This is a genomic window from Pseudomonas sp. AC070 (assembly GCF_979258635.1).
The window spans coordinates 1,831,816-1,854,249 of the sequence record NZ_OZ409871.1 but is presented as its reverse complement, the minus strand read 5'-3'; the positions used below and the strand labels follow the sequence as shown (position 1 = coordinate 1,854,249).

At 60.3% G+C, this 22,434-nt stretch carries 21 protein-coding genes and 1 pseudogene; 9 read left to right on the top strand and 13 right to left on the bottom strand.

Going from position 1 to position 22,434, the window contains the following annotated elements; translation table 11 throughout:
* Positions 1 to 3 precede the first annotated feature (3 nt).
* The gene (locus ACZZ0Q_RS08440; RefSeq protein ID WP_463539364.1) at positions 4 to 453 is read left to right on the top strand and encodes a DUF4304 domain-containing protein; all 450 of its coding nucleotides are present in this window, start codon (positions 4 to 6) and stop codon (positions 451 to 453) included.
* A gap of 426 nt (positions 454 to 879) precedes the next feature.
* Here the strand turns inward: ACZZ0Q_RS08440 and ACZZ0Q_RS08435 are convergent, their stop codons facing one another.
* Positions 880 to 1,743: an IS3 family transposase gene (locus ACZZ0Q_RS08435; RefSeq protein ID WP_463539365.1), complete on the bottom strand. Its 864-nt coding sequence runs from the start codon at positions 1,741 to 1,743 to the stop codon at positions 880 to 882.
* On the bottom strand, positions 1,740 to 2,033 hold the full coding sequence (locus ACZZ0Q_RS08430; protein ID WP_463549378.1) for a transposase: 294 nt from the start codon (positions 2,031 to 2,033) through the stop codon (positions 1,740 to 1,742). The genes ACZZ0Q_RS08435 and ACZZ0Q_RS08430 overlap by 4 nt, the downstream gene beginning before the upstream one ends.
* Here ACZZ0Q_RS08430 and ACZZ0Q_RS08425 point away from each other — a divergent pair.
* Entirely contained in the window at positions 1,930 to 2,604 is a 675-nt protein-coding gene (locus tag ACZZ0Q_RS08425) for an RHS repeat-associated core domain-containing protein (RefSeq protein WP_463539367.1), read from the top strand. The two genes, ACZZ0Q_RS08430 and ACZZ0Q_RS08425, sit on opposite strands and share 104 nt — an antisense overlap.
* Complete coding sequence (locus ACZZ0Q_RS08420; RefSeq protein WP_463539368.1) at positions 2,570 to 2,926, top strand: hypothetical protein; 357 nt, start codon at positions 2,570 to 2,572, stop codon at positions 2,924 to 2,926. Before ACZZ0Q_RS08425 ends, ACZZ0Q_RS08420 begins: the two co-directional genes overlap by 35 nt.
* 297 nt (positions 2,927 to 3,223) lie before the next feature.
* On the opposite strand, the gene ACZZ0Q_RS08415 is transcribed toward ACZZ0Q_RS08420, so the two are convergent.
* The 3 genes from ACZZ0Q_RS08415 to ACZZ0Q_RS08405 form a co-directional block, all read right to left on the bottom strand.
* Positions 3,224 to 3,922 carry a hypothetical protein gene (locus ACZZ0Q_RS08415; protein ID WP_463539369.1) on the bottom strand — a complete coding sequence of 233 codons (699 nt, stop codon included), beginning with the start codon at positions 3,920 to 3,922 and terminating at the stop codon, positions 3,224 to 3,226.
* Between the two features lie 110 nt (positions 3,923 to 4,032).
* Positions 4,033 to 5,112 (bottom strand): NAD(P)H-dependent flavin oxidoreductase, encoded by a 1,080-nt coding sequence (locus tag ACZZ0Q_RS08410; protein WP_463539370.1) that lies wholly within the window; start codon positions 5,110 to 5,112, stop codon positions 4,033 to 4,035.
* Positions 5,113 to 5,263: 151 nt separating this feature from the next.
* Positions 5,264 to 6,139 carry an SDR family oxidoreductase gene (locus ACZZ0Q_RS08405; RefSeq protein ID WP_463539371.1) on the bottom strand — a complete coding sequence of 292 codons (876 nt, stop codon included), beginning with the start codon at positions 6,137 to 6,139 and terminating at the stop codon, positions 5,264 to 5,266.
* Between the two features lie 136 nt (positions 6,140 to 6,275).
* Here ACZZ0Q_RS08405 and ACZZ0Q_RS08400 point away from each other — a divergent pair, with 136 nt between their 5' ends.
* On the top strand, positions 6,276 to 7,157 hold the full coding sequence (locus ACZZ0Q_RS08400) for a LysR family transcriptional regulator (protein WP_463539372.1): 882 nt from the start codon (positions 6,276 to 6,278) through the stop codon (positions 7,155 to 7,157).
* Positions 7,158 to 7,212: 55 nt separating this feature from the next.
* On the opposite strand, the gene ACZZ0Q_RS08395 is transcribed toward ACZZ0Q_RS08400, so the two are convergent.
* Both ACZZ0Q_RS08395 and ACZZ0Q_RS08390 read right to left on the bottom strand, forming a co-directional pair.
* Entirely contained in the window at positions 7,213 to 7,578 is a 366-nt protein-coding gene (locus ACZZ0Q_RS08395) for a cupin domain-containing protein (protein WP_463539373.1), read from the bottom strand.
* Between the two features lie 25 nt (positions 7,579 to 7,603).
* Entirely contained in the window at positions 7,604 to 9,001 is a 1,398-nt protein-coding gene (locus tag ACZZ0Q_RS08390) for an NAD(P)/FAD-dependent oxidoreductase (protein WP_463539374.1), read from the bottom strand.
* Between the two features lie 249 nt (positions 9,002 to 9,250).
* Here ACZZ0Q_RS08390 and ACZZ0Q_RS08385 point away from each other — a divergent pair, with 249 nt between their 5' ends.
* Entirely contained in the window at positions 9,251 to 9,982 is a 732-nt protein-coding gene (locus ACZZ0Q_RS08385; RefSeq protein WP_463542212.1) for a helix-turn-helix domain-containing protein, read from the top strand.
* Between the two features lie 302 nt (positions 9,983 to 10,284).
* Here the strand turns inward: ACZZ0Q_RS08385 and ACZZ0Q_RS08380 are convergent, their stop codons facing one another.
* Both ACZZ0Q_RS08380 and ACZZ0Q_RS08375 read right to left on the bottom strand, forming a co-directional pair.
* Positions 10,285 to 11,127, bottom strand: a complete 843-nt coding sequence (locus tag ACZZ0Q_RS08380; protein WP_463542213.1) for a methyl-accepting chemotaxis protein — start codon at positions 11,125 to 11,127, stop codon at positions 10,285 to 10,287.
* 15 nt (positions 11,128 to 11,142) lie between these two features.
* A pseudogene (locus ACZZ0Q_RS08375) lies at positions 11,143 to 12,276 on the bottom strand (HAMP domain-containing protein); the annotation flags it as partial.
* Positions 12,277 to 12,412: 136 nt separating this feature from the next.
* On the opposite strand from ACZZ0Q_RS08375, the gene ACZZ0Q_RS08370 reads away from it, so the two are divergent.
* From ACZZ0Q_RS08370 to ACZZ0Q_RS08360, 3 genes are all read left to right on the top strand, one after another.
* Positions 12,413 to 13,213, top strand: a complete 801-nt coding sequence (locus ACZZ0Q_RS08370) for a DUF6630 family protein (RefSeq protein WP_463539375.1) — start codon at positions 12,413 to 12,415, stop codon at positions 13,211 to 13,213.
* 194 nt (positions 13,214 to 13,407) lie between these two features.
* Positions 13,408 to 16,539: an autotransporter family protein gene (locus tag ACZZ0Q_RS08365; protein WP_463539376.1), complete on the top strand. Its 3,132-nt coding sequence runs from the start codon at positions 13,408 to 13,410 to the stop codon at positions 16,537 to 16,539.
* 116 nt (positions 16,540 to 16,655) lie between these two features.
* Complete coding sequence (locus tag ACZZ0Q_RS08360) at positions 16,656 to 17,432, top strand: alpha/beta fold hydrolase (protein WP_463539377.1); 777 nt, start codon at positions 16,656 to 16,658, stop codon at positions 17,430 to 17,432.
* Here ACZZ0Q_RS08360 and ACZZ0Q_RS08355 read toward each other — a convergent pair.
* Together ACZZ0Q_RS08355 and ACZZ0Q_RS08350 are read right to left on the bottom strand one after the other, a co-directional pair.
* Complete coding sequence (locus ACZZ0Q_RS08355; RefSeq protein ID WP_463539378.1) at positions 17,392 to 19,455, bottom strand: hybrid sensor histidine kinase/response regulator; 2,064 nt, start codon at positions 19,453 to 19,455, stop codon at positions 17,392 to 17,394. The two genes, ACZZ0Q_RS08360 and ACZZ0Q_RS08355, sit on opposite strands and share 41 nt — an antisense overlap.
* 137 nt (positions 19,456 to 19,592) lie before the next feature.
* Positions 19,593 to 19,964 carry a MerR family transcriptional regulator gene (locus ACZZ0Q_RS08350; RefSeq protein WP_463539379.1) on the bottom strand — a complete coding sequence of 124 codons (372 nt, stop codon included), beginning with the start codon at positions 19,962 to 19,964 and terminating at the stop codon, positions 19,593 to 19,595.
* A 72-nt stretch (positions 19,965 to 20,036) separates the two neighbouring features.
* On the opposite strand from ACZZ0Q_RS08350, the gene ACZZ0Q_RS08345 reads away from it, so the two are divergent.
* Positions 20,037 to 20,444 (top strand): hypothetical protein, encoded by a 408-nt coding sequence (locus ACZZ0Q_RS08345; protein WP_463539380.1) that lies wholly within the window; start codon positions 20,037 to 20,039, stop codon positions 20,442 to 20,444.
* Here the strand turns inward: ACZZ0Q_RS08345 and ACZZ0Q_RS08340 are convergent.
* Together ACZZ0Q_RS08340 and leuD are read right to left on the bottom strand one after the other, a co-directional pair.
* Positions 20,422 to 21,795: an MmgE/PrpD family protein gene (locus ACZZ0Q_RS08340; RefSeq protein WP_463539381.1), complete on the bottom strand. Its 1,374-nt coding sequence runs from the start codon at positions 21,793 to 21,795 to the stop codon at positions 20,422 to 20,424. The genes ACZZ0Q_RS08345 and ACZZ0Q_RS08340 overlap by 23 nt on opposite strands.
* 29 nt (positions 21,796 to 21,824) lie before the next feature.
* On the bottom strand, positions 21,825 to 22,433 hold the full coding sequence (gene leuD / locus ACZZ0Q_RS08335) for a 3-isopropylmalate dehydratase small subunit (protein WP_463539382.1): 609 nt from the start codon (positions 22,431 to 22,433) through the stop codon (positions 21,825 to 21,827).
* Position 22,434: the final 1 nt, after the last annotated feature.

Sequence of the window (22,434 nt, the reverse complement as noted above, 5' to 3'; positions counted from 1 at the left end):
GCTTTGAAGGAATTAGTAGAAATTATAAATTCAGTAGTGACTGAGCGCGGCTTTAAGAAAAAAGGTCAAAGCTGGTACCTGAGAACTAATGACGTTTTGCAAATTATAAATTTGCAAAAGTCTCAATATGGAAATCAGTTTTACATAAATTTTGGGGTTTTCCTTGGCGCGGTTGAGGTTGAAAGCAAGGTGAAGTCAAATGCATGCCATATTCAGTTTAGATTTAATTCAGTGGCGTCTGTTGACGAGAATGAAAAAGCCTCTTTGGCGTTGGATCTCGACAGCGCGATGAGTTTTGAAGCTCGATTCCAAATCATTTCTCTGCTCGTAGAAAAATCTTTGAATCTTCTTTCTGAATTTAACAGCAAGGCTGGACTTAGAGAAAAACTTAAGGGCGAAAAAAACAGAAGCATTTTGGTGCTTCCTGGCAGTTGGGATATTTTGAATAAGTGACAAGAAGAGGGATGGGCAAAGAGGGGGCGGATTTATTAAATCACTCTAAATTAGAGCTGAATATAAATCTGTCCTCTTTTCGACTTGGCCGCATCGGTTAGCCGTACGGCAAACAAGTGAACGGCGCTTGGTTCTAGACGGAAATTTGTTCATTTTTAATTCCTTTGTTCAAGGGCAAGTAATTATGAGTGAGCGGGTTGTCTCGCCTCCCGCCGATTCAAGGCTTCGACCTTTTGTGAATCTTACGCAGTTGATGCAGCGTGTATGCGAGGGGAAGTCTGTGTGCAAGAGTTGAAGAACGCTGTAGAGGGATATAAGAAGCCATAGTTTTTTTGTGTGCGGAACAAAAAAGGGGACAGATTTATTAAACCACTCTAAATTAGAGCCGAATAATAAATCTGAACCACCCCCGATTTCTCGGACAGTTTAATTACGTACTTCATTCATCGCACTGAACTCCAGCGGTGTGCGGTATCCCAGGGCGCTGTGTATCCGCTGGCGGTTGTAAAAGACTTCGATGTAATCAAACACCTGAACGCGTGCCTGGTCACGGCTTGCGAAGTCTTCGTGGTGCGTCAGTTCTTGTTTCAACGAGCCGAAAAAGCTCTCCATAACGGCGTTGTCATACGGCATCCCCTTGCGGCTGGTGCTAACCACTAACTGTTCGGTTTCAAGCTGCTGCCGGTAAGCGTTGCTGGTGTATTGCACGCCTTGATCGCTGTGGTGAATCGTTTCTTGCGCTTGCCTGCGCCCTTGCAAGGCCATGTTTAAGGCTGCGCTGGCTAATTGTTGGTCGGCTCGCTCGCCCATTGCCCAGCCCGCGATTCGGCGGGTGTACAAATCCAGTATTGCCGCCAAATACAACCAGCCCTGACGAGTCGGTATGAAGGTTATGTCCGCTACCCAAACTCGATCACGACCGGGGCTGACAAATGGCCATTTCAATTTGTTTGGTGCAACTGCCTGACGTTGATAAGGCGCTCTTGCGTGCACATAACGCCGCCGACGGCGGCTCTGGATCTGGTTGATCTGACGTAACCGTTGCACTCGATTTCGCCCACACGTCTCTCCCTTTCTACGCAGCGCATGCCATATCCGCTCTGTTCCATAAGCCTCTCGACTTTGCGTATGCAACAGCCGTATTTGGCTCAACAGTCGGGCATTTTCTAGCTTGCGGGCGCTTGGTTTACGTCCGGCCCAAGCGTAGTAACCACTGGTGGAAACCGAGAGTACCTGGCACATCTTGCGCACCGAGGAAGTCTTTTGGCTTCTGATCCAGGCGTACTTCACGACAGCTCTCGTGCAAAGTACGCCGCCGCCTTTTTTAGAATCTCGTTCTCTTCCTTGAGCCGCGCGTTCTCACGTTTCAAGGTGCTTAGCTCATCGCTGCTGGCTTTCGGTCGGCCACTGCCTTGGAACGCTTGATCGCCCTTGTCTTGCATGTCTTGGGCCCATTTGTAGAGCCGGTTGCGTGGGATGCCTAACTCGCGAGCGACGACGGCGGCTGGCTTGCCGGATGTCTTCAAAAGACGGACAGCTTCGCGCTTGAACTCTGCTGTGAACCGATTACGTTGTTCCACCAAACACCTCCTCGGGGATTGTCCCCTTTCATGGGTGTCCGAAATATCGGGGGTGGTTCAATCTGTCCCCTTTTCCCACTCGAATACCGGGCGGTATGTGCAGAGTGATCCGATTGGATTGCGGGGTGGGTTGAATACTTACGGCTATGTGGACGGAAACCCAATTCTATTTGTTGACCCAAGAGGGTTATGGTCGATAAGCACTGGTTACTATCGGGGAGGGGGAGCGGGAGTCAACTTTGGCGTTGATCCAAAAACTGGGGGTAAGTTCTTAACCATAAAGTTCGGTTATGGTTTAGGCGGAGGAGCGGCACACGATCCATTAGGAGGGCGACCGGGCTCAGAAGAAAATATGTGCGGAATCGGAGGGGTCAGTGCCGGAGCGTATGGTGAGATAAATTTCTCCACCCCATTTGTGGCAGGAGTGGCGGGCGTCGAAGCCGGGCTACAAAACAATAGAAATGCACCAGATGATATATACGCCAGCGGGGCAACCGGCGTAGAGGTAAGCGTTGACAGAGGTGGGATTAAATCTGATGGGAGCGTTGGCGTTGAAATCAGCTTTTATTAAAAAAATGATTATTCTTGCCTGCTTAGCTTTAGTGCTTGGGGGCGGTTTTTACACGTTTACGTTTTTTCATCTGAAAAATGGTAAAGCCTGGGAGTTTGCCGAGCGAGAAATAAAGTCCTCCTCAGCGGTTCAGAGGAAGTACGGAAAAATAGAAACGACCAGCATGTCGTTTTTTGGTGTGGGTTACTCCTTACGAGGAGGAATAGAAAGAGCATCCATAAAATCAACCGTGAAGGGAGAGCTCTCATCAGGCGTAATATATTTACATTTGCGGAAATATGAAGGTGGCGACTGGACGTTAGAGGCGCTGCAAACACCCTAAAAACGCATCAGAGTGGACAGACTATGCTTGCTTAATAGTCTGTCCCGGCCGCATCGGTCTCAGCCTTGAACGGCAGGCCATCAGTCCGGGTAGCGGAGCTCATTCACCGAACTATCTATCATGAACAAAAAAGGGGACATATTTAACTACTCTAAATTAGAGTCGATTAATAAATCCGTCTCCTTTTCCCGATTAAATTTCTGTCAGTTTTTTAATTGATGCGACATGCTGGGGCCGCGCGGAAATTACCTGCCCTCTCAAGAGCGGCCTAAAAGACCGCCCCCCCCCTTAAAGCACTTATTTAGCCGCCGTCTGCGCACCAGCCGCCTTATTCAGCGCCAGGTGATTTGCGATGCACATATCAAACGCTTCCACCAAAAACAGGTTGGGTTTGCCTGTTACGGGCGGCACCAGGCAACGGCTGGCTACGCGTTTGCCGAGCATTTCGGTTTCGATGTAGATGACGTTCACCGGCGACTTGCTGGGGTTTTCTTGCTCGGTGAAGTAGGCGCGGGTGTATTCCTCGTCGCCAGCGGTTTTTTCCAGTTGCCCGCTGTCTACCGGCGTCGTGACCACTTGGCTCGATGGGTAGTCAGGCGTGCCCATCACCGCCACACCAATCGGGCCGGTAAGGCCGGCGACGATCGAGGTTTTACGCAGTTGCGATTGCAGGTTGGCGTAGGTGACGAAGTGCAGCACTTTGATGGTGGGCTGGCTGGCCAATTCCGGGAACGACTCGTACGCGCGGTGTGCGAGAAGACGTGGGCCGGTCGGTTTGGTTGCGTCATCGGCGACGCGGTAAATGGCGTAGGCGTCGCTGGTGATCATCAGGCTGAAAATCTCTTTCTCAGACTCGGTTTTGGGGCGCAGGTCTTCGATGGTGATTTTGTCTGACTGTTCGATGCCCGGGAACGTGGGCGGCGGCACGGTAGGACCGCTGGCGCAGCCGGTCAGGGCCAGTGCGGTGAAGGCGAGTAGCGTTTTGATGGGGTGCATGAAGACGTCCTGTTGTCATGGGTTTTATCGGTACAGCGCGGGCGATGCTCGCTTAATCGCCCGTAATATTCAATTGCCATTACTGCGGCGAATTGACTGCTACACGGGCTTCAGCCCGACGTGGTCAAGCAGCCTCGCACCAACCCCTGGGTAAACTCAAACGCCGTCACCCGCCCTCTCCTCCCCGCACTCAAGGCAAACGCCTGCCCGGCCCACAAGTTGCTGAAGTCCCCGACCCCTTGCGCTTCGCACTTGGCCCGCAACGGCACCAACGCGCCACCGGCTGTGGGAAACGCGGGTGCACTCGGGTTTAGCGGCCCCAGTTCGCGCATCAGGCGGTTGACGATGCCGCGCGCCGGGCGGCCGGTGAACAGGGTGGTGAGCGCGGTGTCGCTGGCGCTCGCGGTGCGCAAGGCGGTGTGGTGCGGTGGGGTGAGGTTGGCTTCGTCGCAAAAGAGGTAGGCGGTGCCGATTTGTACGCCAGCGGCGCCGAGGGCGAAGGCGGCGTTGATGCCGCGCGAGTCGGCGATGCCGCCGGCGGCGATGACGGGCACGGTGACGGCGTCGACAATTTGCGGCACCAGGGCGAAGGTGCCGATTTGGGTGGTCAGTTCGGTGTGCAGGAACATGCCGCGATGGCCGCCGGCTTCATAGCCCATGGCGATGATGGCGTCGCAGCCGTGGGCGTGCAGCCATTGCGCTTCTTCAACCGTGGTGGCCGAGGCCAGCACTGTGGCGCCGGTGGCTTTGACGCGGTTTAGCAGCGGTTCGGCGGGCAGGCCGAAGTGGAAGCTGACGACTTCAGGGCGCAGTTTTTCCACCAAGGCGCAGCTCGCTTCGTCGAACGGTGCGCGGCTTGAGACGGGCGTGGGGGCGTCGAAGTCGGCGCCCACTTCGCGGTAGTAGTCGGCCAGCAGCGCTTTCCAGCGGGCCTGGGCGGCGTCGTCTGTCGGGGCGGGTTGGTGGCAGAAGAAGTTGAGGTTCAGCGGTGCGTCGGTGGCGGCGCGAAAGGCGGCTACTTCGCTCTCGACTTGGGCAAGCGTCAACGTCGCGCAAGCCAGCGAACCCAGTGCACCGGCTTGTGCTGCGCCCGCCATCAAGGCAGCGCCAGCGCCGAGCATGGGCGCTTGAATGATGGGGTGCTGCACGCCGAGCAAATCGGTGAGGCGACGGTCTGGCCAATCTTTCATGTGGGCATCCTTGCAACGGAGAAACAGGCGCGCCGCGCGGGTGCGCGGCGGGCTTGCATGATGGTGGAAAACAGCGGTTGGTTGAAAGCGCGCGGGGTTAACTGCTCTACGTTTTCGCGCGAATTCTGGCGTGTCTCCCCTGCCCCGCTATTCAGCCTCGGCTTGCGGCAACCACTTCGCCAACGAAGCTTTCGTAGCGGCGCAGCGGTCGGCCGAGGATGCTTTCCAGGCGCTCCAAGGCACCCGGCGCCGCTTGCATGCCATAGGTCTGGATGGCGGCCATCATCAGGCGCAGGTCGTAGGCCAGCCAGCCGGGCATAAAGGCCCCCATCTGCTGTTCGAAGGCGGCTACGTCATCGCCACCGTAGGCGATCGGACGGCCGAGTGCCTCGCTCCAGATGGCGGCCACTTCGTTGCCGGTAAATGCCTGCGGGCCGACCAGTTCGAGCGTCAGGCTGTCGAGCGCGGTGGCGGCCTGGTCGCGGCGCAGCAGTTCGGCAACGGCGATGTCGGCAATGTCGCGCGCGTCGATCATGGCCACGCCTGCCGCGCCAATGGGCATGGGGTACACGGCGTAGTGTTCGATGGCTTGCTGCACGGTGTATTCGTTTTGCATGAAGTACGCCGGGCGCAGCACGGTGGCGGCCAGGTTGTGGGTTTCAATCATGCGCTCCACGGTGTGTTTGCCGGTGAAGTGCGGCACATCGGTGAAGCGGTCGGCGTGGATGACCGACAGGTAAACGATGCGCTCAATGCCTGCTTCCTTGGCCAGGTTCAGGGTAATCAGAGCTTGGGTCACTTCGTCCGGCGTGACGGCATTAAGCAGGAACAAGGTGCGCACCGAGGCCAGGGCGGCGCGCATGGAAGCGACGTCGGTGAGGTCGCCGACCACTTCTTTAACGCCCGCTGGGAATGGGACTTTGCCGGCTTGGCGAACCAGGGCGTGAACCTCGGCGCCCGCGTCGCTGAGGCGCTGGATGATCAGGGAACCGACGGTGCCGGTGGCGCCAGTGATGAGAATGCTCATGGTGTATCTCCGCTTGAATGAAGGGGTACGCGGGCAACATCGGCTGACCTTGCTGCGTTGACGCCACAGTAGGTCGTTGCGAAATCAAAACGAAGACGCCACCATCGAGACTCCCCGTTTCATATCTGGAACAGCCATGGACCTTAATGCGCTTATCGATTTCGCCCTCGTCGCCAGTAACGAAGGCTTGGGCAAGGCCAGCCGCGCCAGTGGTCGCAGCAAAGCCACGTTGTCGCGGCGCATCGCCGAGTTGGAAGAGCAACTGGGCGTTCGCCTGGTGGAGCGCAGCGCGCGAGGGTTGAAGCTGACCGAGGCCGGCGAGTTGCTGATGGCGCGAACCGAGGGGCCGCTGGGGGAAGTGGCCGAGGCGATGACGGCGGCGCGCGAAGGTTTGTCGACGCCCCGTGGATGCTTGCGCGTGGCGGCGCCGGCACTGTTTTCGCAGTTGGCGATGGGCCGCATTGGCGCCGAGTTCTGCGCGGCTTATCCGGAAATCACGCTGGACGTGGTGGCCGAAGACCGCCTGGTTGACCTTGTCGAGGAGCAGTTTGATGTGGCCATCCGCATCAACCCCAGCCCGGACAGCAACCTGGTCGGCCGCTGTTTTGCCAAGGATCGACTGGTGGTGGTGGCGGCGCCGCACATTGCCATGCCCGCGCCAACGGCCGACGCCGTGCAGCCGGTTGCCAGTGTGGTGTTCAGCAATTTTCAGCAGACGCAGTGGAATCTCGACAATGGCCGCTTATTGTTGGAGCCGATTCCACGGCTGAAGTTTTCTTCGTTTCTGATGATCCGCGATGCGGCGATTGCCGGCGCTGGCGCGGCGTTGATTCCGCAGTCCATGGCGTGGGAGCAGTTGGCACGCGGTGAGTTGGTGCAGTGGGGAATTGTGTCGCGCGCCGACGCCGAGTTGTGGGTGCTGCACACGTCACGGCGGCTGGCGGCGCCAAAGGTGCGCGCGTTTGTGGACTTTATCTGTGCGCGCTACCCGGATTTGGCGCTGGTATTGCGGGGCTGAACAAGCATCGCGGCTAAAAGCCGCTCCCACAGGTCCAACGATTTCGCGAGCAAGTTCAGGCCCGCAAAATCATAAATACCTTGCGCACTTTCGTGAGGTTTTCCCAGGTGCCTTTGAACCCCGCCGCCACCACAAAGGTATCGCCGGCTGAGAACTGCTGGCTTACGCCCGCGCTGTCGGTCAGGCGCACCTGGCCTTCGAGCAAATGGCACAGTTCGTCGTAGTCGCACTCACAGCGTTCCAGGTGCGGCGGTGCTTCCCAGATGCCGCCGGTGGCTTTCTTGCTCGGCTCCACAAAGTGCCGCCAACTGCGGGCGGTGTACGGCGTGTCGACGGCTTTGGGGTCGTCGGTGATGAACTCGACGGGCGCCAGTTGCGGGTTGGCGAAGTCGATAACGTGTTGGGGTGCAGGCGTAGTCATGGTCGCTTCCGTGGGTTAGAGAAAGTCAGGAATCAAAGCCGACGCCCAAGGCATCGAAGCCCTTGAGCAACAGGCTGCGCTCGCCCGTACGGTCTTCATGGGCCAGCGCGCGCTGGGCAAGGCGAATGCCGGCGTAGCGCAACGGTTCGGGCGGAAAAGGAAATGGCGCGGTGGCGGTCATGGCCAGTTGCGTGCGCTCGTTGCGCAGGCCTTCGAGAAGGTCAAGCACGGTGAGCGCGGCAAACCGTGTGGCCGATACGCCCTGGCCGGTAAAGCCCTGGGCGTAGGCGACCTGGCCGTTGGCGGCGGTGCCGCAGAACAACGTGGTGCGCGCCGAGGTGTCGATGATGCCGCCCCAGGCGTGGGTGAATTTCACCCCTGCCAGCGCCGGAAAGGTGGCCTGGAACTGCTCGGCCAGGCGCTCGAAGCTTTCCGGGCGTTGGGTAAGCGCCTCATCGCGGCGGCTACCGAAGTGGTAGATGGCGTCGTAACCGGCCCACAGCATGCGGTTGTCGGCGGTTTTGCGCAGGTAGTGGAATTGGTTGCCGCTGTCGGCAATGCCGTAGCGCTCGCGCCAGCCGATGGCGGCCAGTTGGACGTCGCTCAGCGGTTCGGTGACCAGCGAGTAATCGTAGATCGGCACCACGGCGGCTTTGAGTTTGCTCAGAAGCGGCGGCGCGATATTGGTGGCCAGCACTACTCTGCTGGCGCGCACGGTGCCCAAGCCGGTTTCCAGCAGTTGCTGATTGGCGTCGCTGCGCAAGCCGGTCACGGGCGAGTTTTCAAACAGTTTCACGCCTCGTTCCAGGCATACCCGCCGCAGCTCGGCGACCATTTTGGCCGGGTTGATCAGTGCGTAGTTAGGCTCGAATACGCCGGCCACATAGGCGGGCGAATTGAGTTTTTCGCGCAGCGCGTCGCCCTCAAGAAACTCGCACGCCACGCCAAAGTGCTGGTAATTGCGCTGCATCGAACGCAGGCCTTCGACCTGCCACGGTTGGCTGGCGACGTTGAGTTTGCCGGCCAGCTCGAACTCCACGTCCAGGCCGAAGCGCTGCACGTCGTCGGCGTAAGCGCTGAGGTTTTCCCGGCCGATGCGGATCAACTTTTCGGCTTCGTTTGGCCAGCGGCGCAAGGCGTTGGACACGCCGTGGGAAATGCTCGGCGCGCAAAAACCGCCGTTGCGACCGCTCGCTTCGGTGCCGCACTGACCCGCTTCAAGCACCACCACGTTGGCGTCTGGCCAGCGTTCCAGCGCCAGCAGCGCGGTCCATAAACCGAGGAAACCACCGCCGACAACGGCCAGGTCGGCGCGGATGTTGCCCGCCAATCGCGGCGCCGTGGCAGCGCGCGTCAGGGTGTCTTGCCAATACGGATAGGGTCGGGCGGCAGACAACGCCTGCTGGGCGGAAATGGCGGTCATGCGCGTGGCTCCATCGCAAAAGGATGTGCACGTTCTAAAGCAAACCCGCCGCCGTTGACGAGGCACCATGCTTTCCAGCGGGCACGGGCGGAAAAGCGGCAGTTCTGGAATACTCGCGCTCTGGCGTGCCGAGTGGCTGGCGCGTTGGGTCTATTTTGTGTGCTGGAGTTAGCAGTGAACGTCCCGGATTTACCCACTTCCCCCGTGTTCCAACCCGACCCCGCTGGCGCGGCCACGCACGCGGTGATTCTGGCCTACCACCGCGCCTGGCAGAACCGCGACCTGGACGCACTGATGGCGCTGTACGACCCGGCCATCGACTACCACGACAAACTGCAAAACCGGCGAATCGCCCACGCGGATTTGCGCGCTTATCTGGCCGCCAGCATGCCGGTCGGCGTACAGGAATTGCAGACGTACACCGAGCGCTTACTCATCGATGGCGACACCGCCGTGCTGCAATATCAGGTCACGCTCAATGGCAGCGACAGCTTGGTGTCGCTAAACGCCATCGAGGCGCTGTCGGTCCGCGACGGGCTGATTTTCAAGGTCAACGAATACGCGGTGCTTATCAGCAACGTGGCCAGCAAACCGGCCGTTCGCGAAGGCGCCGATCCGGTCAGTCGCCTGGGCTTGTCGGCCCGGCAGGTGGGCGCGCTGGCCAATGACCTGCAAGAGTATTTCCGCCAGAGCAAACCGTACTTGAACCCGACGCTGGACCTGGCGCAGGTGGCAGCGGCCACCGGCTATACGCGCAACCAGATTTCGTTTTTTCTCAACCAGGTGCGCGGGCAGAGTTTTTACGCCTTTCTCAACCAGCTGCGGCTGGATGAAGTGCTGGAACGGGTGCACGCCAACACAGCAACGGCGCGTGTGGATGAGGTGGCCTATGCGGCGGGATTCAACTCGCTGTCGACGTTTTACCGCTGCTTCAAAGAACGCACAGGGATGACGCCCAAGCAGTATTTGGCGAGTTTGTAGCGGTTGGGGGAATGGCAGGCTGGTCGTGCGCGCAACCCTGCCCTCTCCCTAGCCCTCTCCCGTAAACGGGAGAGGGGACGGATCGCGACGTGTGAGAGTCAGGCGATCCCGCTGGTCTCCCCTCGCTCGCTCGCGGGAGAGGGGCTGGGGATGAGGGAAAAGCCGTGCGCGCTGCTTGCCCTCTCCCTAGCCCTCTCACGTAAACGGGAGAGAGGACGGACTGCGACGCTTGAGAGTCAGGCGATCCCGCTGGTCTCCCCTCGCCCGCTCGCGGGAGAGGGGCTGGGGGAGAGGGTCGGGCGTTACACCTTGAAGCGCCGCACCACGGCAATCAGCTTGTCGTTCGACGCTGCCAGCGCCGCCGTGCTGCGCTCGCTTTCGGTGCCACCGGCCACCAGTTCTTCAACGATATGCCGCACCGCCACCATGTTGCGGTTGATCTCGTCGCTCACCGCGCTCTGCTCTTCGGCGGCGGTGGCGATCTGGGTGCTCAGGTCGTTAATGCGCACCACCGACTCGGCCATCACGTCCAGGCCTTCGTTCACCTTCGAGGTTTTGTCGACGGTGGCCTGGCAGCTCTGTTTGGTTTTCTCCATGGCGACCACGGCAGCGCCCACGCCTTGTTGCAGGCGGGCGAGCATTTCGTTGATTTCCGAGGTGCTGGTTTGCGTGCGGCCAGCCAGCGCGCGTACTTCGTCAGCCACCACGGCAAAGCCTCGGCCTTGTTCGCCGGCACGGGCGGCTTCGATGGCGGCGTTCAGCGCCAGCAAGTTGGTCTGCCCGGCGATTTCGCCGATCACGCCCAGTACCGAGTTGATGCGCTCGGCGTCCTGTTCCATGGAGCGCACTTTGGCCGTCGCCAGCTCTACTTCGCTGATCAGTTCGCGCACGCTATTGGAGGCGTCGTCCACCACCACTTTCGAGTGACGGGCGTTTTCGTTGGCGGTTTGGGTCATCGCAGCCGTTTGTGCAGCGCTGCGGGCCACTTCGTCAGCCGTGGAGCTCATTTCGGTGATGGCGGTTACGGCCTGATCAGTCTCGCTAGCGTGACGAATCAGAATCTGATTGGTGCCACGCGACTGGCCACGCAACTGCTCGATACCCTGAGCAATAACCGAAGACGACTCCGACACCTCGCCCACCATCTTCTGCAGATAGACGATAAAGCGGTTCACTGAATGGCCCACCGCGCCCACTTCGTCTTCGGCGCGAATAACGATGCGTTGAGTCAGGTCGGCATCACCGGCCGAGAGCTTATCGATGTTGGCACGCAGCACGTTCAGGCGGTTCATCAACTGGCTGAGGGCGAACACGGTCACCAGCAACAGCACAATAACCATGGGAATTTGCAGCGCCGCGAGGGTGGTCAGCACTTTGCTGCTCTGCTCGGTCAGCAGGCTGGTTTTCTGCGCCACGGCCAGCGTCCACGGCGTGCCTTCGATGGGTTGCAGGAACAGGCTGAAGTCGTCGCCGCTGGTGTCCTCGTAGTTGCTCTGGCTCACGCCATTGGAAGAATTGCCTTGAAGCGCGCGTTGCACGGCCGCCGCAAACGGGTATTGCTGGGCCAGGTCGGAGACGTTTTTCAGCACGTTGTTGCCCGAAATCTCCGGCTGGTTGCTGAGCACTTTGCCGTCTTTCTCGACGATCATGATCAGCGCCTGAATCTCGCGCTCTTTCTGCGCCACCAGGTCGTTGAAAAAGCCCAGCGTCACGTCGATGGTCGACACGCCGAACGCCGCGCCGTTTTTGCTGATGGCCATGGCGCAGTTGGTGCGCGGCTCGGGGCTGGCGTCGTCGCGGTAGGCGTTGGCCCAGTTGCATTGGCCGGCCGGCGCTTTCAAGCCGCCAAGGAACCACGGTTGCTCGAAGTAATTGAGCGACTCGGGCGAGTTCCAGTGAGTGTTGACGATGAGTTTGCCGCTGCTGTCGCGGTGGTAGAACGTGCTGTATTTGGCTCGCCCTTCTTCGCGCTTGTTGGGCAGCGGCCAGATGCCACCGCCAAACACTTTGGCTTCGCCGTACTGGTTGACCAGATTGGGCAGCAGGCGGTCGATGCTTTCGTTATCCAGTTGCGGCACGGTTTCGGTGATTACCCGTTGCTGCGCCTGCACACGGGCCAGCTCGGTTTTGATCACATCGCCAATCTGCGCGGCCTGATCGACCAACTGGCGCTGGTCGATGGTGGTGAGGTCCGGCTTGATCCATAGGTTGATACCCACGGCTGTGAGTGCGCCGATCAACAAAACAAAGAGGACGAGCGTGGCCGTGTAACGCGCCTGGATAGTTTTTAGCATGTGCCGAATTCCGCGAGTGCTGGGTGGATTTACGGTTATCGGCACGCCCGAAAAATACTTGATGGAGCCAAACGAACTGTTCGGCTACCGCGCACGTCTTACCCGTTGCCGCCCTCTTCCGGACCCCGTGAACAGCATGAACCCCGTCGATCGGTCTGCCTTTCAGCGCATCGTCACCGCCCACGGCAACACCGAGGGCGCCGCGTATTTTGATGCCGAAGAAAGCATCGTTCATGACATCTACCCTGAGCGCATCGTGTTCCAGACCAATTTCATGGACAACCGCAGCTATGCCGTCGACATCGCCGACGGCGCGCTGCGCGTACAGATGACCCGGCTGGACAACTACCAGCGCGGCCACAAAGCGCAAGTGATTGATGACGACATGGACGAGGACGACTGGCAGGAGCTGGCCACCCTGTGGCAGCGCCTGAGCCAGGACCTCGACCCCGAAACGCCAACCGAACCGTTCGACCCAGCCGATACCCTCGCCGACCTGTTCTTCACCCTGTTTGACGAAGACCGCGCCCAGGCCCTGGTAGAACAGTTACCGCCAGCAAGCGACGCCTGGGACTGGGCCTGGAGCCAGCTCGCCGCCGCGCTTGCCCAGAGCAACCAACTGGCCGAATTCGAATGGAAAGAATGGACGACTTACGGCATCGCCGCCGTCAACGCCCTCGCCCCGCTGCGCGAGTTGAGCATCGAAATAACCCCACCGGATAGCAAACAGATCGCCGCTATCAACCGCGCCGACGACTGGGAACGCGCCCTGCTCCAGTACTTCAACGCCCAGCTCGATGCCCACGACCTGAAACTGCTGGCCCTCGGCACCCATCTCGACGAATACCAGGCCTTCGCCTGCCTGCCCATGAACGGCCTGGGGCTGGCGAATGCGCTGGAGTTGATGGGCAAATTGAAGCTCGTTTACAGGTTTTAAGACGGGCCACACGCCGCTGCGGTAAGCCACGGAAAAAAACGTATTAGACGGCGGAACATTTACGCTACTCTGCGGTCAGCGCGAGCCTGTAGGGAGGGAAGCGGTCGGTGTGGTTTTGCCATGACCACGCCAGAACAGGACCAGCTTTTCCCTCTAGCGCATCCTTAATGGAGTTGCGCCTCTCAAGGACGTTTATGGCCACTCCGTTCGCTTTCCCGAAAAAATCCCTTGCTCTGTTGATCACTGCCGCCGCGTTGAGCGCATCGAGCGGCGCATGGGCCGTTGCTTGTCCGTCGCCCAGCGGCGGGCAACTGTTGGTGGATAATCTTTCGGTTGATAGCACATGCACGGTGGGCAGTGGCGAGAGCGTCGAGGTGACCGGCAGCGGCGAGATCGTCACGGCTTCAACCCCGGCGCTCGTCATTTCTAACGGCGGCAGCAGCGGTCAAGTGCTTAACAACGGCCGCATCGAGTCCACCGATACTGCGCTGCTGGTACAAGGCACGGTAAACGGCGATGTCACCAACAATAAAACCATTGCCGCCACCGGTAATTCCGCCAGTTCCCAAGCCATCAGCCTGGATGGCGCCAGCTTGTTCGGTAGCCTTATCAACAACAAAGACGTTTCCGCAGTTGAGGGCAACGCCATTGATGTGTCGACAAGCTTGGTCACTGGGGCCATCCAGAACTCCACTGGCGCTTCGATCAGCGGTGGCGGCGGCAACGCGGCCGAAGGTATTGGCATTAGTGTTCAAGGCTCGACGGTGCAAGACGGCATTCGAAACCTGGGCCACATCAATGCGTCAGAAGGTATTCATGTAAACAACGCCTCGATCGGCGCTGGCGGCATCCTGAACGCCAATACTGGCAGCCTAATGGGTGATTACGGATTATGGGCATCGGGCGGGACGATCACCGGCAGCCTGGAAAACCGCGGGCTGATTCTCTCGAACGTCTCGGCCATCCGCCTGGATAACGACGCTTCGGTCGCCACGATCAAGAACTCTGGCACCCTCGAAACGGGCCAGGAGAGCATCTTCCTTTTTGCCACGGCGAACGCCGGCAATATCGAAAACACCGGCACGGTCACCTCGCATTTCACCCACGCATTGCACGTAAATGTTTCAACCGTAACCGGCGACATTCACAACGGCGCCAGCGGTGAATTGCTCAGCGGCCAAGGCCAAAATGCACTGATGATTCAGAACACTGCGACCCTCAACGGCGACGTGTTCAACGAAGGCTATATCGGCGCTATCAGCGGCGAAAACGGCAGCGGTTTGCATGTCATCGGCTCGACCATAAACGGCAATATCCGCAACACCGGCAACATCTTTGCCAACGCCGACCTCATGGCGCTACGACTCGATAACGCAACGATTACCCAGGATGTGATCAACAGCGGCTCAATTGGCGGCAGTGATGCCGGTGTGGCGATAAGCCTTGAAGGCGCATCGACCATCCGCAACATCGTTAACAACAGCAACGCCAGCATCACAGCAGACCGGGTGGGTGTGAGCGTGACGAGCGGCTCGACCCTCACCGCCCTCAGCAACAGCGGCACCATTACCGCCAGCAAAGCGCTGGAGCTGGCCAACAGCGCCAACGCCTTCGTCGTCAGCAACAGCGGCGCGCTGAATGGCGACGTGTTGTTGGGCATCAACCGGCTCGACCTGCTCAGTGGCGGCACGGTCACGGGCAATGTGGTGGGCGCCGCCGGCAGCATCCTCAACATCGGCACCGGCGTTAACCTCAACACCTTCACGGCGCAGGGCGACTTCCTCACGCTGGATCAACTCAACATTCGCGCCGGCAGCCAGCTGAATGCCCGCAGCGGCATGCAAATCAGCAGCAACACGTTGAACAACGCCGGCACGCTGTCTATCGACGCAGGCGATACCCTCAGCCTCGCCGGCAACTACGTGCAGGCCACAGGCGGCGTGTTGCGTATCGGTCTGGCCAGCGCCAACAGCTACGGCAAGCTGGCGGCAAGCGGCAACGTCAACCTCAGCGCCAGCGGCGTCATCGATGTGAACGTTGTTAATTCGCCAGTGCTTGCCGCCGGCACGGTGTTCTCCGATGTGATCACCGCAGGCGGCACCCTGACGGCGAGCACCCTGACCGTCATCGACAACAGCTTTTTGTTTAACCTCGGCGCCGAACAACGTGGCAATGCCATCGACCTGCGCATTCTTGGCGCCACCGCCAATACCGCCGATGACGCGGTCATCAGCACCGACAACAAATCGGCCGAAGGCGCAGCGGCGGTGTTCAGCCAGTTGATCGCCAATGGCGCCACCGGCGACATGCAAACGGTGATCACCGCGCTGGGCTCGTTGGGCAGCGCTGAAGAAGTGTCCGACGCCATTACCCAAACCGTGCCGCTTAGCGCAGCAGCCGGCTCGCAGGCGATTCTGAGCAGCCTCAACGGCGTCAACAACGTAATCGGCTCGCGTCAGGAAGGCGACACGGGCTTGTCGTCCGGTGACGGCTTTCTTGGCAATGAGGTGGTGTGGCTGAAACCGTTCGGTTCATGGGCCAACCAGGATGACCACGACGGTGTGTTCGGCTTCGATGCCCGCTCCCACGGTTTGATCGTGGGTGTGGACGGCCAGAAAGACAAAACCCGCCTGGGCGCTGCATTCGCCTATTCCACCATCGACGTCACCAGCAATGCCGCGCACCAGAGCGCCGATGTCGATGGCTACAACGCCGTGATCTACGGCGGCTACGACCTCGACGACCGCACCAGCATCAACCTGCAAGCCGACGCCGGTTTCTATAAAACCGACGGCGAACGCACCATCAACTTCGGCGGCCTGGACCGTAAAGCCAAGTCCGATTTCGACAGCTGGAGCGGCCACCTCGGCGCCGAACTGGCTCATGCCTTGGCATTGTCCGAAGCCACCGTGTTCACCCCGTCGGTACGCGCCGATTACACCTACCTCAATACCGACTCCTACAAAGAAGACGGCGCCGGGGCGCTCAACCTCGACGTCGACAGCAACAGCAGCGAAGCTTTCGTGCTCGGCATGGACGGCAAGCTGGCGTATGCAGTGGCCACCCGCACCAAAGTGGTGGGCAATCTGGGTGTGGGCTACGACTTCATCAACGACCAGGCCAGCATTACGTCGGCCTATGCCGGCGCGCCGTCGGCCAGCTTTTCCACCCGCGGTATTGATCCCAACCCATGGATTACCCGTGGCGGGCTCGGCGTAATCGGCCAGGTGACCGACACCCTTGAATTAAGCGTGCGCTACGACGCCGAAGTGCGTGAAGACTTCGACAACCAGACCGCGTCGGTGAAGGTGAGTTGGTTGTTCTAGTCGGCAGAGCCGAGCGCGTCACGGTGCTTGCAGCGCGTGGGTTCGCTCGGCTTGTCACCCTGTTGTGCCTGACGGCTATCGGTGCCTGCGCCAGCGTGCCGAGTCACGATTCGCGCGTGGCTAACGCGCAAGCGCTGGCCGCTGCACAGCATTGGCGAGCCGCGCACATTCCCGGCGTGCTTGACGTCATGGCTTGGGTAAAGCCGAACCTGCAACAGGGCCAGCCCCTCACCGTTTATATCGAAGGGGATGGCCTGGCGTGGTTGACCGCCACCCTGCCCTCCAGCGACCCCACGCCGGTCACACCTGTTGGTTTGCAATTGGCCCTGGCGCAACCGCAAGGCAATGCCGCCTATCTGGGTCGTCCCTGCCAATACGTTCAAGACGCTCGCTGCGCCTCGGGCTACTGGACCCACCAGCGCTTCGCCGCGCCGGTAATCGACAGCATGAACCACGCGCTGGACGTGCTGATTGAGCAAGCCGGCACGCAGGGTGTGGTGTTGGTGGGGTATTCCGGAGGCGCAGCCGTCACCGCGCTGCTCGCCGAGCGGCGAACCGATGTTGTCGGTTGGATTACAGTAGCCGGCAATATCGACCACAACGCGTGGACGACTTATCACCGCATCAGCCCGCTGCGCGAATCGTTAGATCCGATGGACCAGCCAGACGCGTTGCGCAGCCTGCCGCAAGTGCACTTCGCAGGCGACGAAGATGCCATCGTGCCGCCTGCCCTGACAGAGCAATTTGCTGCCGCTATCGCCCCAGGGTCTGTGCAGGTTGAGCCTGGGTTCGACCATCAGTGCTGCTGGCAACAGGCCTGGCCTGGGTTGTTTCGCCAGGCCACAACGGCTATCACACGCACCGCTCAGCCGATTCGCGCACCAGCGCCTTAACGCACGACAGCAGCGTTTCCAGTGCGAACGGTTTGGTCAGCACTTCGGTGTTGGCCTGCAAATGGCACTGCTCCAGCACATGACTTTCGGCGTAACCGGTCATAAACACCACCGGCAAACCCGGCCGGTTGCGCCTGGCCATGTCTGCCATCTGCCGGCCATTAACGGCGCCGGGCAGGCCGACGTCGGTCACCAACAGGTCGATGCGCGCATCGGAATTGAGCAGGTTCAACCCGGCGTTGCTGTCGGTGGCTTCGATCACGTCGTAGCCCAAACCGGTAAGCAGTTCGGTGACCAGCAGGCGAATGGAGGACTCGTCCTCGACCACCAGAATCGATTTGCCCGGCGCCACCTGGCCGGCCTGGAGCAGCGTCGACGGCCCTTCAGACACAGCGGCGGCGCCGACGTGATGGGGCAAATACAGGCGCACGGTGGTGCCCTGCCCGACCACGGAGTCCACCCGAATCTGCCCGCCTGACTGCTGGGCGAAACCGTAGATCATCGACAAGCCAAGCCCGGAACCTTCGCCGGTGGTTTTGGTGGTGAAAAACGGTTCGAAGGCGCGCGCCAGCACGTCCTCGTGCATGCCCACGCCGGTGTCTTTGACGCAAATGGCCAGGTATTCGCCCTCGGCTAAGCCAGGGTCCAGCTCCGGCCCTGGCTTAAGCAGGCAGTTGTGGGTTTCGATGGCAATGCTGCCGCCTTCGGGCATGGCGTCGCGGGCGTTGAGGCACAGGTTGAGCAGCGAGTTTTCCACCTGGGCAGGGTCCACCAACGCGGCCCACAGGTCCGGCGCCAACCGCACCTTCACATCGATGGCGGGGCCCACGGAGCGGCGGATCAATTCTTCCATGCCACCAATCAAGCCGTTCACATCGGTGGACACCGGCGCCAGGGTTTGCCGACGCGAAAACGCCAGCAGGCGATGGGTCAAGGCCGCAGCACGTTGGGTCGCGCCCTGGGCGATGGCGATGTAGCGCTCCATGTCGGCGACGCGGCCTTGGGCCACGCGCATTTTCATCAATTCCAGGCTGCCGCTGATGCCGGCCAGCAGGTTGTTGAAGTCGTGGGCAATGCCGCCGGTGAGCTGCCCTACCGCTTCCATTTTTTGCGACTGGCGCAACGCGGCTTCGGCGATTTCCCGTTCGCTCACCGCTTCGGCGACGCGCTGCTCCAGGGTGCGGTTAAGCTCTTGAATCGCGGCTTCGGCGTTCTTGCGCGCGGTGACATCAATGGACGAGCCGATCAAACCGATCACCTCACCGGCCTCGTTTAGCAACGGCGCCTTAATCGACAGCCACACGGTTTTAGAGCCGTCCGGCATGTCGACATATTCTTCGATCTGCTCAGCTTTGCCGCTGCGCATAATCCGCCGGTCGTTCTCCATAATCTGGCGGGCCTGTTCTTTGTCTTCTAGAAACTCGAGGTCGGTTTTCCCCAGGTAAAAAGCCGGCGGCTTGCCGATCAGTTCGGTCGTGCCCTGATTGGCCACCAGCATTCGGCCGTCGAGGTCTTTGGCGTAAACCACGCCGGGAACGGCGGCGGCAAACACTTCCAGCAGGCTCGACACCCGATCGCGCTCGGCCTCGGCGCGGCGGCGCGGTTCGATGTCGATCAGCACACCGGGGAAGCGCACCGCGTTGCCATGGGCATCCAACTGGGCGTGGCCGCTGGCTTCCACCCAGCGGTACGAGCCGTCGCTGGACTGCACGCGGTATTCACACCGGTATGGGCCACCGCGCTGCATCGCCTCGCTAATGGCGACTTCCACACGCGGGCGGTCTTCGGGGTGAATGGAAGCGGTGGCCTGCTCCAGAGAAAGGCCTCTCGCCCATTGCTCGGGAGGCACACCAAAGGTTCGGGCAAAGCGTTCATCGGCATTGATCTGGTCGTTGGGAATGTCCCACACCCACGTTCCAACAATTGCCCCCGCATCCAGGGCCAATTGCAAACGCTCTAGCGGATCAAGTGCCGATGCCGGCTCGTCGATGGTTGCTGGCGGATGAGACGAAGAGATGTTCATGGACGACTGCACACCTGAGCTGCCCCTTAGGGCACAGGAAAAAAGGATTAAATCGGGAGGCGTTGAGGCTCCGACAGTCGCCTATCGAAAAGGTTGGGAGAATTTGTGATCACACCCTGAAACGCCAGCGCAGTCAATTACTTAACGTTTTCATCTATCGCCAATAACGGGCACACCTGTTCGGCACGCTCGGCGAGCAGATTGCGCAGGGTGTGCATCTGGCCGATGCGTTCGTCAAGCAAGGCGATTTTCTCGCGGAACAAGTCGGCCAAGAGCTGCGCCGAGGCCGACTCGCTGTTCCATAACAGCGGCAGGTTCTCGCCGATCTCTTTCAGGGAAAAACCGAGCTGCTGCGCCAGCTTGATATAGCCCACCAGCTCCAGCGTTTGCTCGGGATAAAAGCGGTAGCCGTTGGCGGCGCGCTGCGGCTTGATCAGGCCTTTGGCTTCATAAAATCGCAACGCATCCACCGACACCCCGGTACGCGTTGCCACTTCTCCGATTTTCATAGCACGTGCCCGTATTGACTCTGGACCTAGGACCAGGCTTTAGCCTGCGGGCTCGAACTGTGAGGGAAGGCCATGATTAGCGTAAAGAACAATCTGAACATCGTGCGCGCCAGCGCCGGCTACGACTTGCTGGTGATGCTGGCATTTGTAACGCCCTGGACGGCCACCTGGCTGTTCGACGTGTTTGCGGCGCTGTCGCACGCGCTCGCACTCACCCGGCCCACGCCGACACTGGCTGGCGACGCCATGTTGCTGGCCAACCTGCTGGGCAGCGTGGTGGTGGTGTGGTCGCTGTGGCGCCTGCGAAACCCCAGCCGCAGCGTCGGCCTGTACGACGCATTGGCGCGGCTGCTGTTTACCGTGTGGCAGGTGGTTGCCGTGGTGCATGGCGCAAGCTTTCTGGTGCTGGGTTTTACCGTGATGGAGGTGGTGTTCGGTATTGCCCAGGTGCTGCCGGTCAGGCGGCCGCCATCGCGCTGAATAGCGGGGCGTAGTCGGTCTGCTCATGCAGATTGGCGACAAACCCCAGCACACGCTCCTGGGCGGCGGCGTCGATATGCAGGTCTGCCATGCGGCGGAATTTGCGCTCGAAGTCGGCATCGCTCATGGGCGTTTCCAGCGAGCCGGGGCCGCTGAGTATTTCGCTGACGCGCTGTTCGCCGCAAGCCAGCGTCACCGTTACCCGGTTGGCCAGGTACCGCGGAAACAGCGCCGTCAGGGCCGCATCTTCGCTGACCGTGGTGCACCTCATCAGGGCGATGGCGCGCGGGTCGGCGATCTGCTCCGGTGAGTACGAATTCAGCGTGATGTCCCCATCGAGCAACGCCCGCGCCACGTTGTACGGCAAGCTGTGGTCGGCGGTTTCGCGGGTTTGCGGTCGCCACTTGTCTGGCGAGTCGGCCAGCACGCGGCGGTTGAATTCAGAGGTTTCGATATGAATGGCGGCAATCGAATTTACATCGGCAATCTGCGCGCGCAGGTCAATGCCGGCCCACACGGCAGTGTGTAGTTCACCATTGGTGGGGAAGGTTTTAGTCAGCGATTTGAGTATCGCGAACTGGCCGTTGGCGGCATTGCCGAAGTGCTCGACATTCAGCTCGAACTCGCCGGTCACCTGTTTGAACACGCCCATGTCGCCTTCAAAAACCGGCGACGGGCCGGTCATGCCATGGCGCGCCAGGCTCGCGGCGAATATGGCATTGCGCGCGGCATTAGCGGCCGAACAACCCTTCCAGTCAGATAGCGAACCCGAGCGTACCTGACGCATGGCCAGGTGGCCGCTAAGGGCAATATTGATCGCCTGCTCGGTACGCGTCTCGTCGAGTTTCAGCAGCCGTGACGCCGCAGCAGCCATGGCCACGTTGATGTAATTCACATGGTCCCAGCCGCGTTTGTTGAGGCTGGCGGCATCCTGCAGGCGCATCTGTATTTCGTAGGCCACCACAATGGCCGCCATCAGCTCGCGACCGCTGGCGCCCTGCGCTTCTGCCAGGGCCAGGCAGGCGGGAATGTTGTCGCTGGGGTGGCCCGGTTCGCGGCCCATGTAGCCGTCGTTGTAATCGAGAAAACGCACCATGGTGCCGTTGGCAAAAGCCGCCAGCTCCGGCGTGGTTTTCAGCGCCGTATCGAACAGGCTGGAAGATGCTTGCGGGGTTTGCGCTGCCAGGGCTATCGCAGCCTTGACCGGGCCTGCGTCATAGGCCCCAAGGGCGCAGGCCAGACTGTCCAGAACCCGTTGGCGCACGCAGGCCAGTACCGGCTCGGGCAGCTCATTTGCTTGCAGTTCACAGGCATAACGCGCCAGGCGCCGGGCCAGGGTCGGGGTGTTCATACACGTCTCCTTTTCATCGGCGAAGGCGCTCAGGCCAGCCACGGATTGGCGCTCAGGTGCGCGGCTTCGAACTCACGTATTTGCGCAGTGCGTTGCAGGGTGCTGCCGATGGCGTCCAGGCCCAGCAGCAGCGCCTCTTTGCGCAGGGGATCGATGTCGAATGCGACGCAGGAGCCGTCGCTCAGCTGAATCTGCTGATGGGCCAGATCCACGCTCAGATGTGCACCCTCGGGCTTGCTGACGGCTGCGCCGATGCGCTGCACTTCACCCTCATCGAGTTCAATCAGCAGCACGCCATTGCGCTGGCAGTTATCGAAAAAAATGCCGGCAAAACGGCTGCCGATCAGCGCGCGAAACCCCAGCTGTTTGAGGCCCCACACCGCATGCTCGCGGCTGGAGCCGCAGCCAAAATTAGGCCCGACCACAAGAAAGCTGGCCCGATTCCACGGTGCCCGGTTAAGCACAAATTCCGGGTTCGACTGGCCGTTTGGAAGAAAGCGCAGGTCGAAGAACAAACCGCGATCCAGGCCGTTGCGGTCGATGCCTTTGAGAAACTGCTTGGGCATGATCACGTCGGTGTCGATATTGGCGGCAAGCAGCGGCGCGGCAATGCCGCTGACGATGGTGAACGGTTGCATA

Coding starts and splice junctions, on each gene's coding strand:
- ACZZ0Q_RS08410 (WP_463539370.1), bottom strand. CDS start 5,112: ATGAAAGATTGGCCAGACCGTCGCCTCACCGATTTGCTCGGCGTGCAG.
- ACZZ0Q_RS08425 (WP_463539367.1), top strand. CDS start 1,930: ATGCCTAACTCGCGAGCGACGACGGCGGCTGGCTTGCCGGATGTCTTC.
- ACZZ0Q_RS08345 (WP_463539380.1), top strand. CDS start 20,037: ATGATTAGCGTAAAGAACAATCTGAACATCGTGCGCGCCAGCGCCGGC.
- leuD (WP_463539382.1), bottom strand. CDS start 22,433: ATGCAACCGTTCACCATCGTCAGCGGCATTGCCGCGCCGCTGCTTGCC.
- ACZZ0Q_RS08340 (WP_463539381.1), bottom strand. CDS start 21,795: ATGAACACCCCGACCCTGGCCCGGCGCCTGGCGCGTTATGCCTGTGAA.
- ACZZ0Q_RS08405 (WP_463539371.1), bottom strand. CDS start 6,139: ATGAGCATTCTCATCACTGGCGCCACCGGCACCGTCGGTTCCCTGATC.
- ACZZ0Q_RS08420 (WP_463539368.1), top strand. CDS start 2,570: ATGGGAGCGTTGGCGTTGAAATCAGCTTTTATTAAAAAAATGATTATT.
- ACZZ0Q_RS08395 (WP_463539373.1), bottom strand. CDS start 7,578: ATGACTACGCCTGCACCCCAACACGTTATCGACTTCGCCAACCCGCAA.
- ACZZ0Q_RS08390 (WP_463539374.1), bottom strand. CDS start 9,001: ATGACCGCCATTTCCGCCCAGCAGGCGTTGTCTGCCGCCCGACCCTAT.
- ACZZ0Q_RS08365 (WP_463539376.1), top strand. CDS start 13,408: ATGGCCACTCCGTTCGCTTTCCCGAAAAAATCCCTTGCTCTGTTGATC.
- ACZZ0Q_RS08400 (WP_463539372.1), top strand. CDS start 6,276: ATGGACCTTAATGCGCTTATCGATTTCGCCCTCGTCGCCAGTAACGAA.
- ACZZ0Q_RS08370 (WP_463539375.1), top strand. CDS start 12,413: ATGAACCCCGTCGATCGGTCTGCCTTTCAGCGCATCGTCACCGCCCAC.
- ACZZ0Q_RS08380 (WP_463542213.1), bottom strand. CDS start 11,127: ATGGTGGGCGAGGTGTCGGAGTCGTCTTCGGTTATTGCTCAGGGTATC.
- ACZZ0Q_RS08350 (WP_463539379.1), bottom strand. CDS start 19,964: ATGAAAATCGGAGAAGTGGCAACGCGTACCGGGGTGTCGGTGGATGCG.
- ACZZ0Q_RS08355 (WP_463539378.1), bottom strand. CDS start 19,455: ATGAACATCTCTTCGTCTCATCCGCCAGCAACCATCGACGAGCCGGCA.
- ACZZ0Q_RS08415 (WP_463539369.1), bottom strand. CDS start 3,922: ATGCACCCCATCAAAACGCTACTCGCCTTCACCGCACTGGCCCTGACC.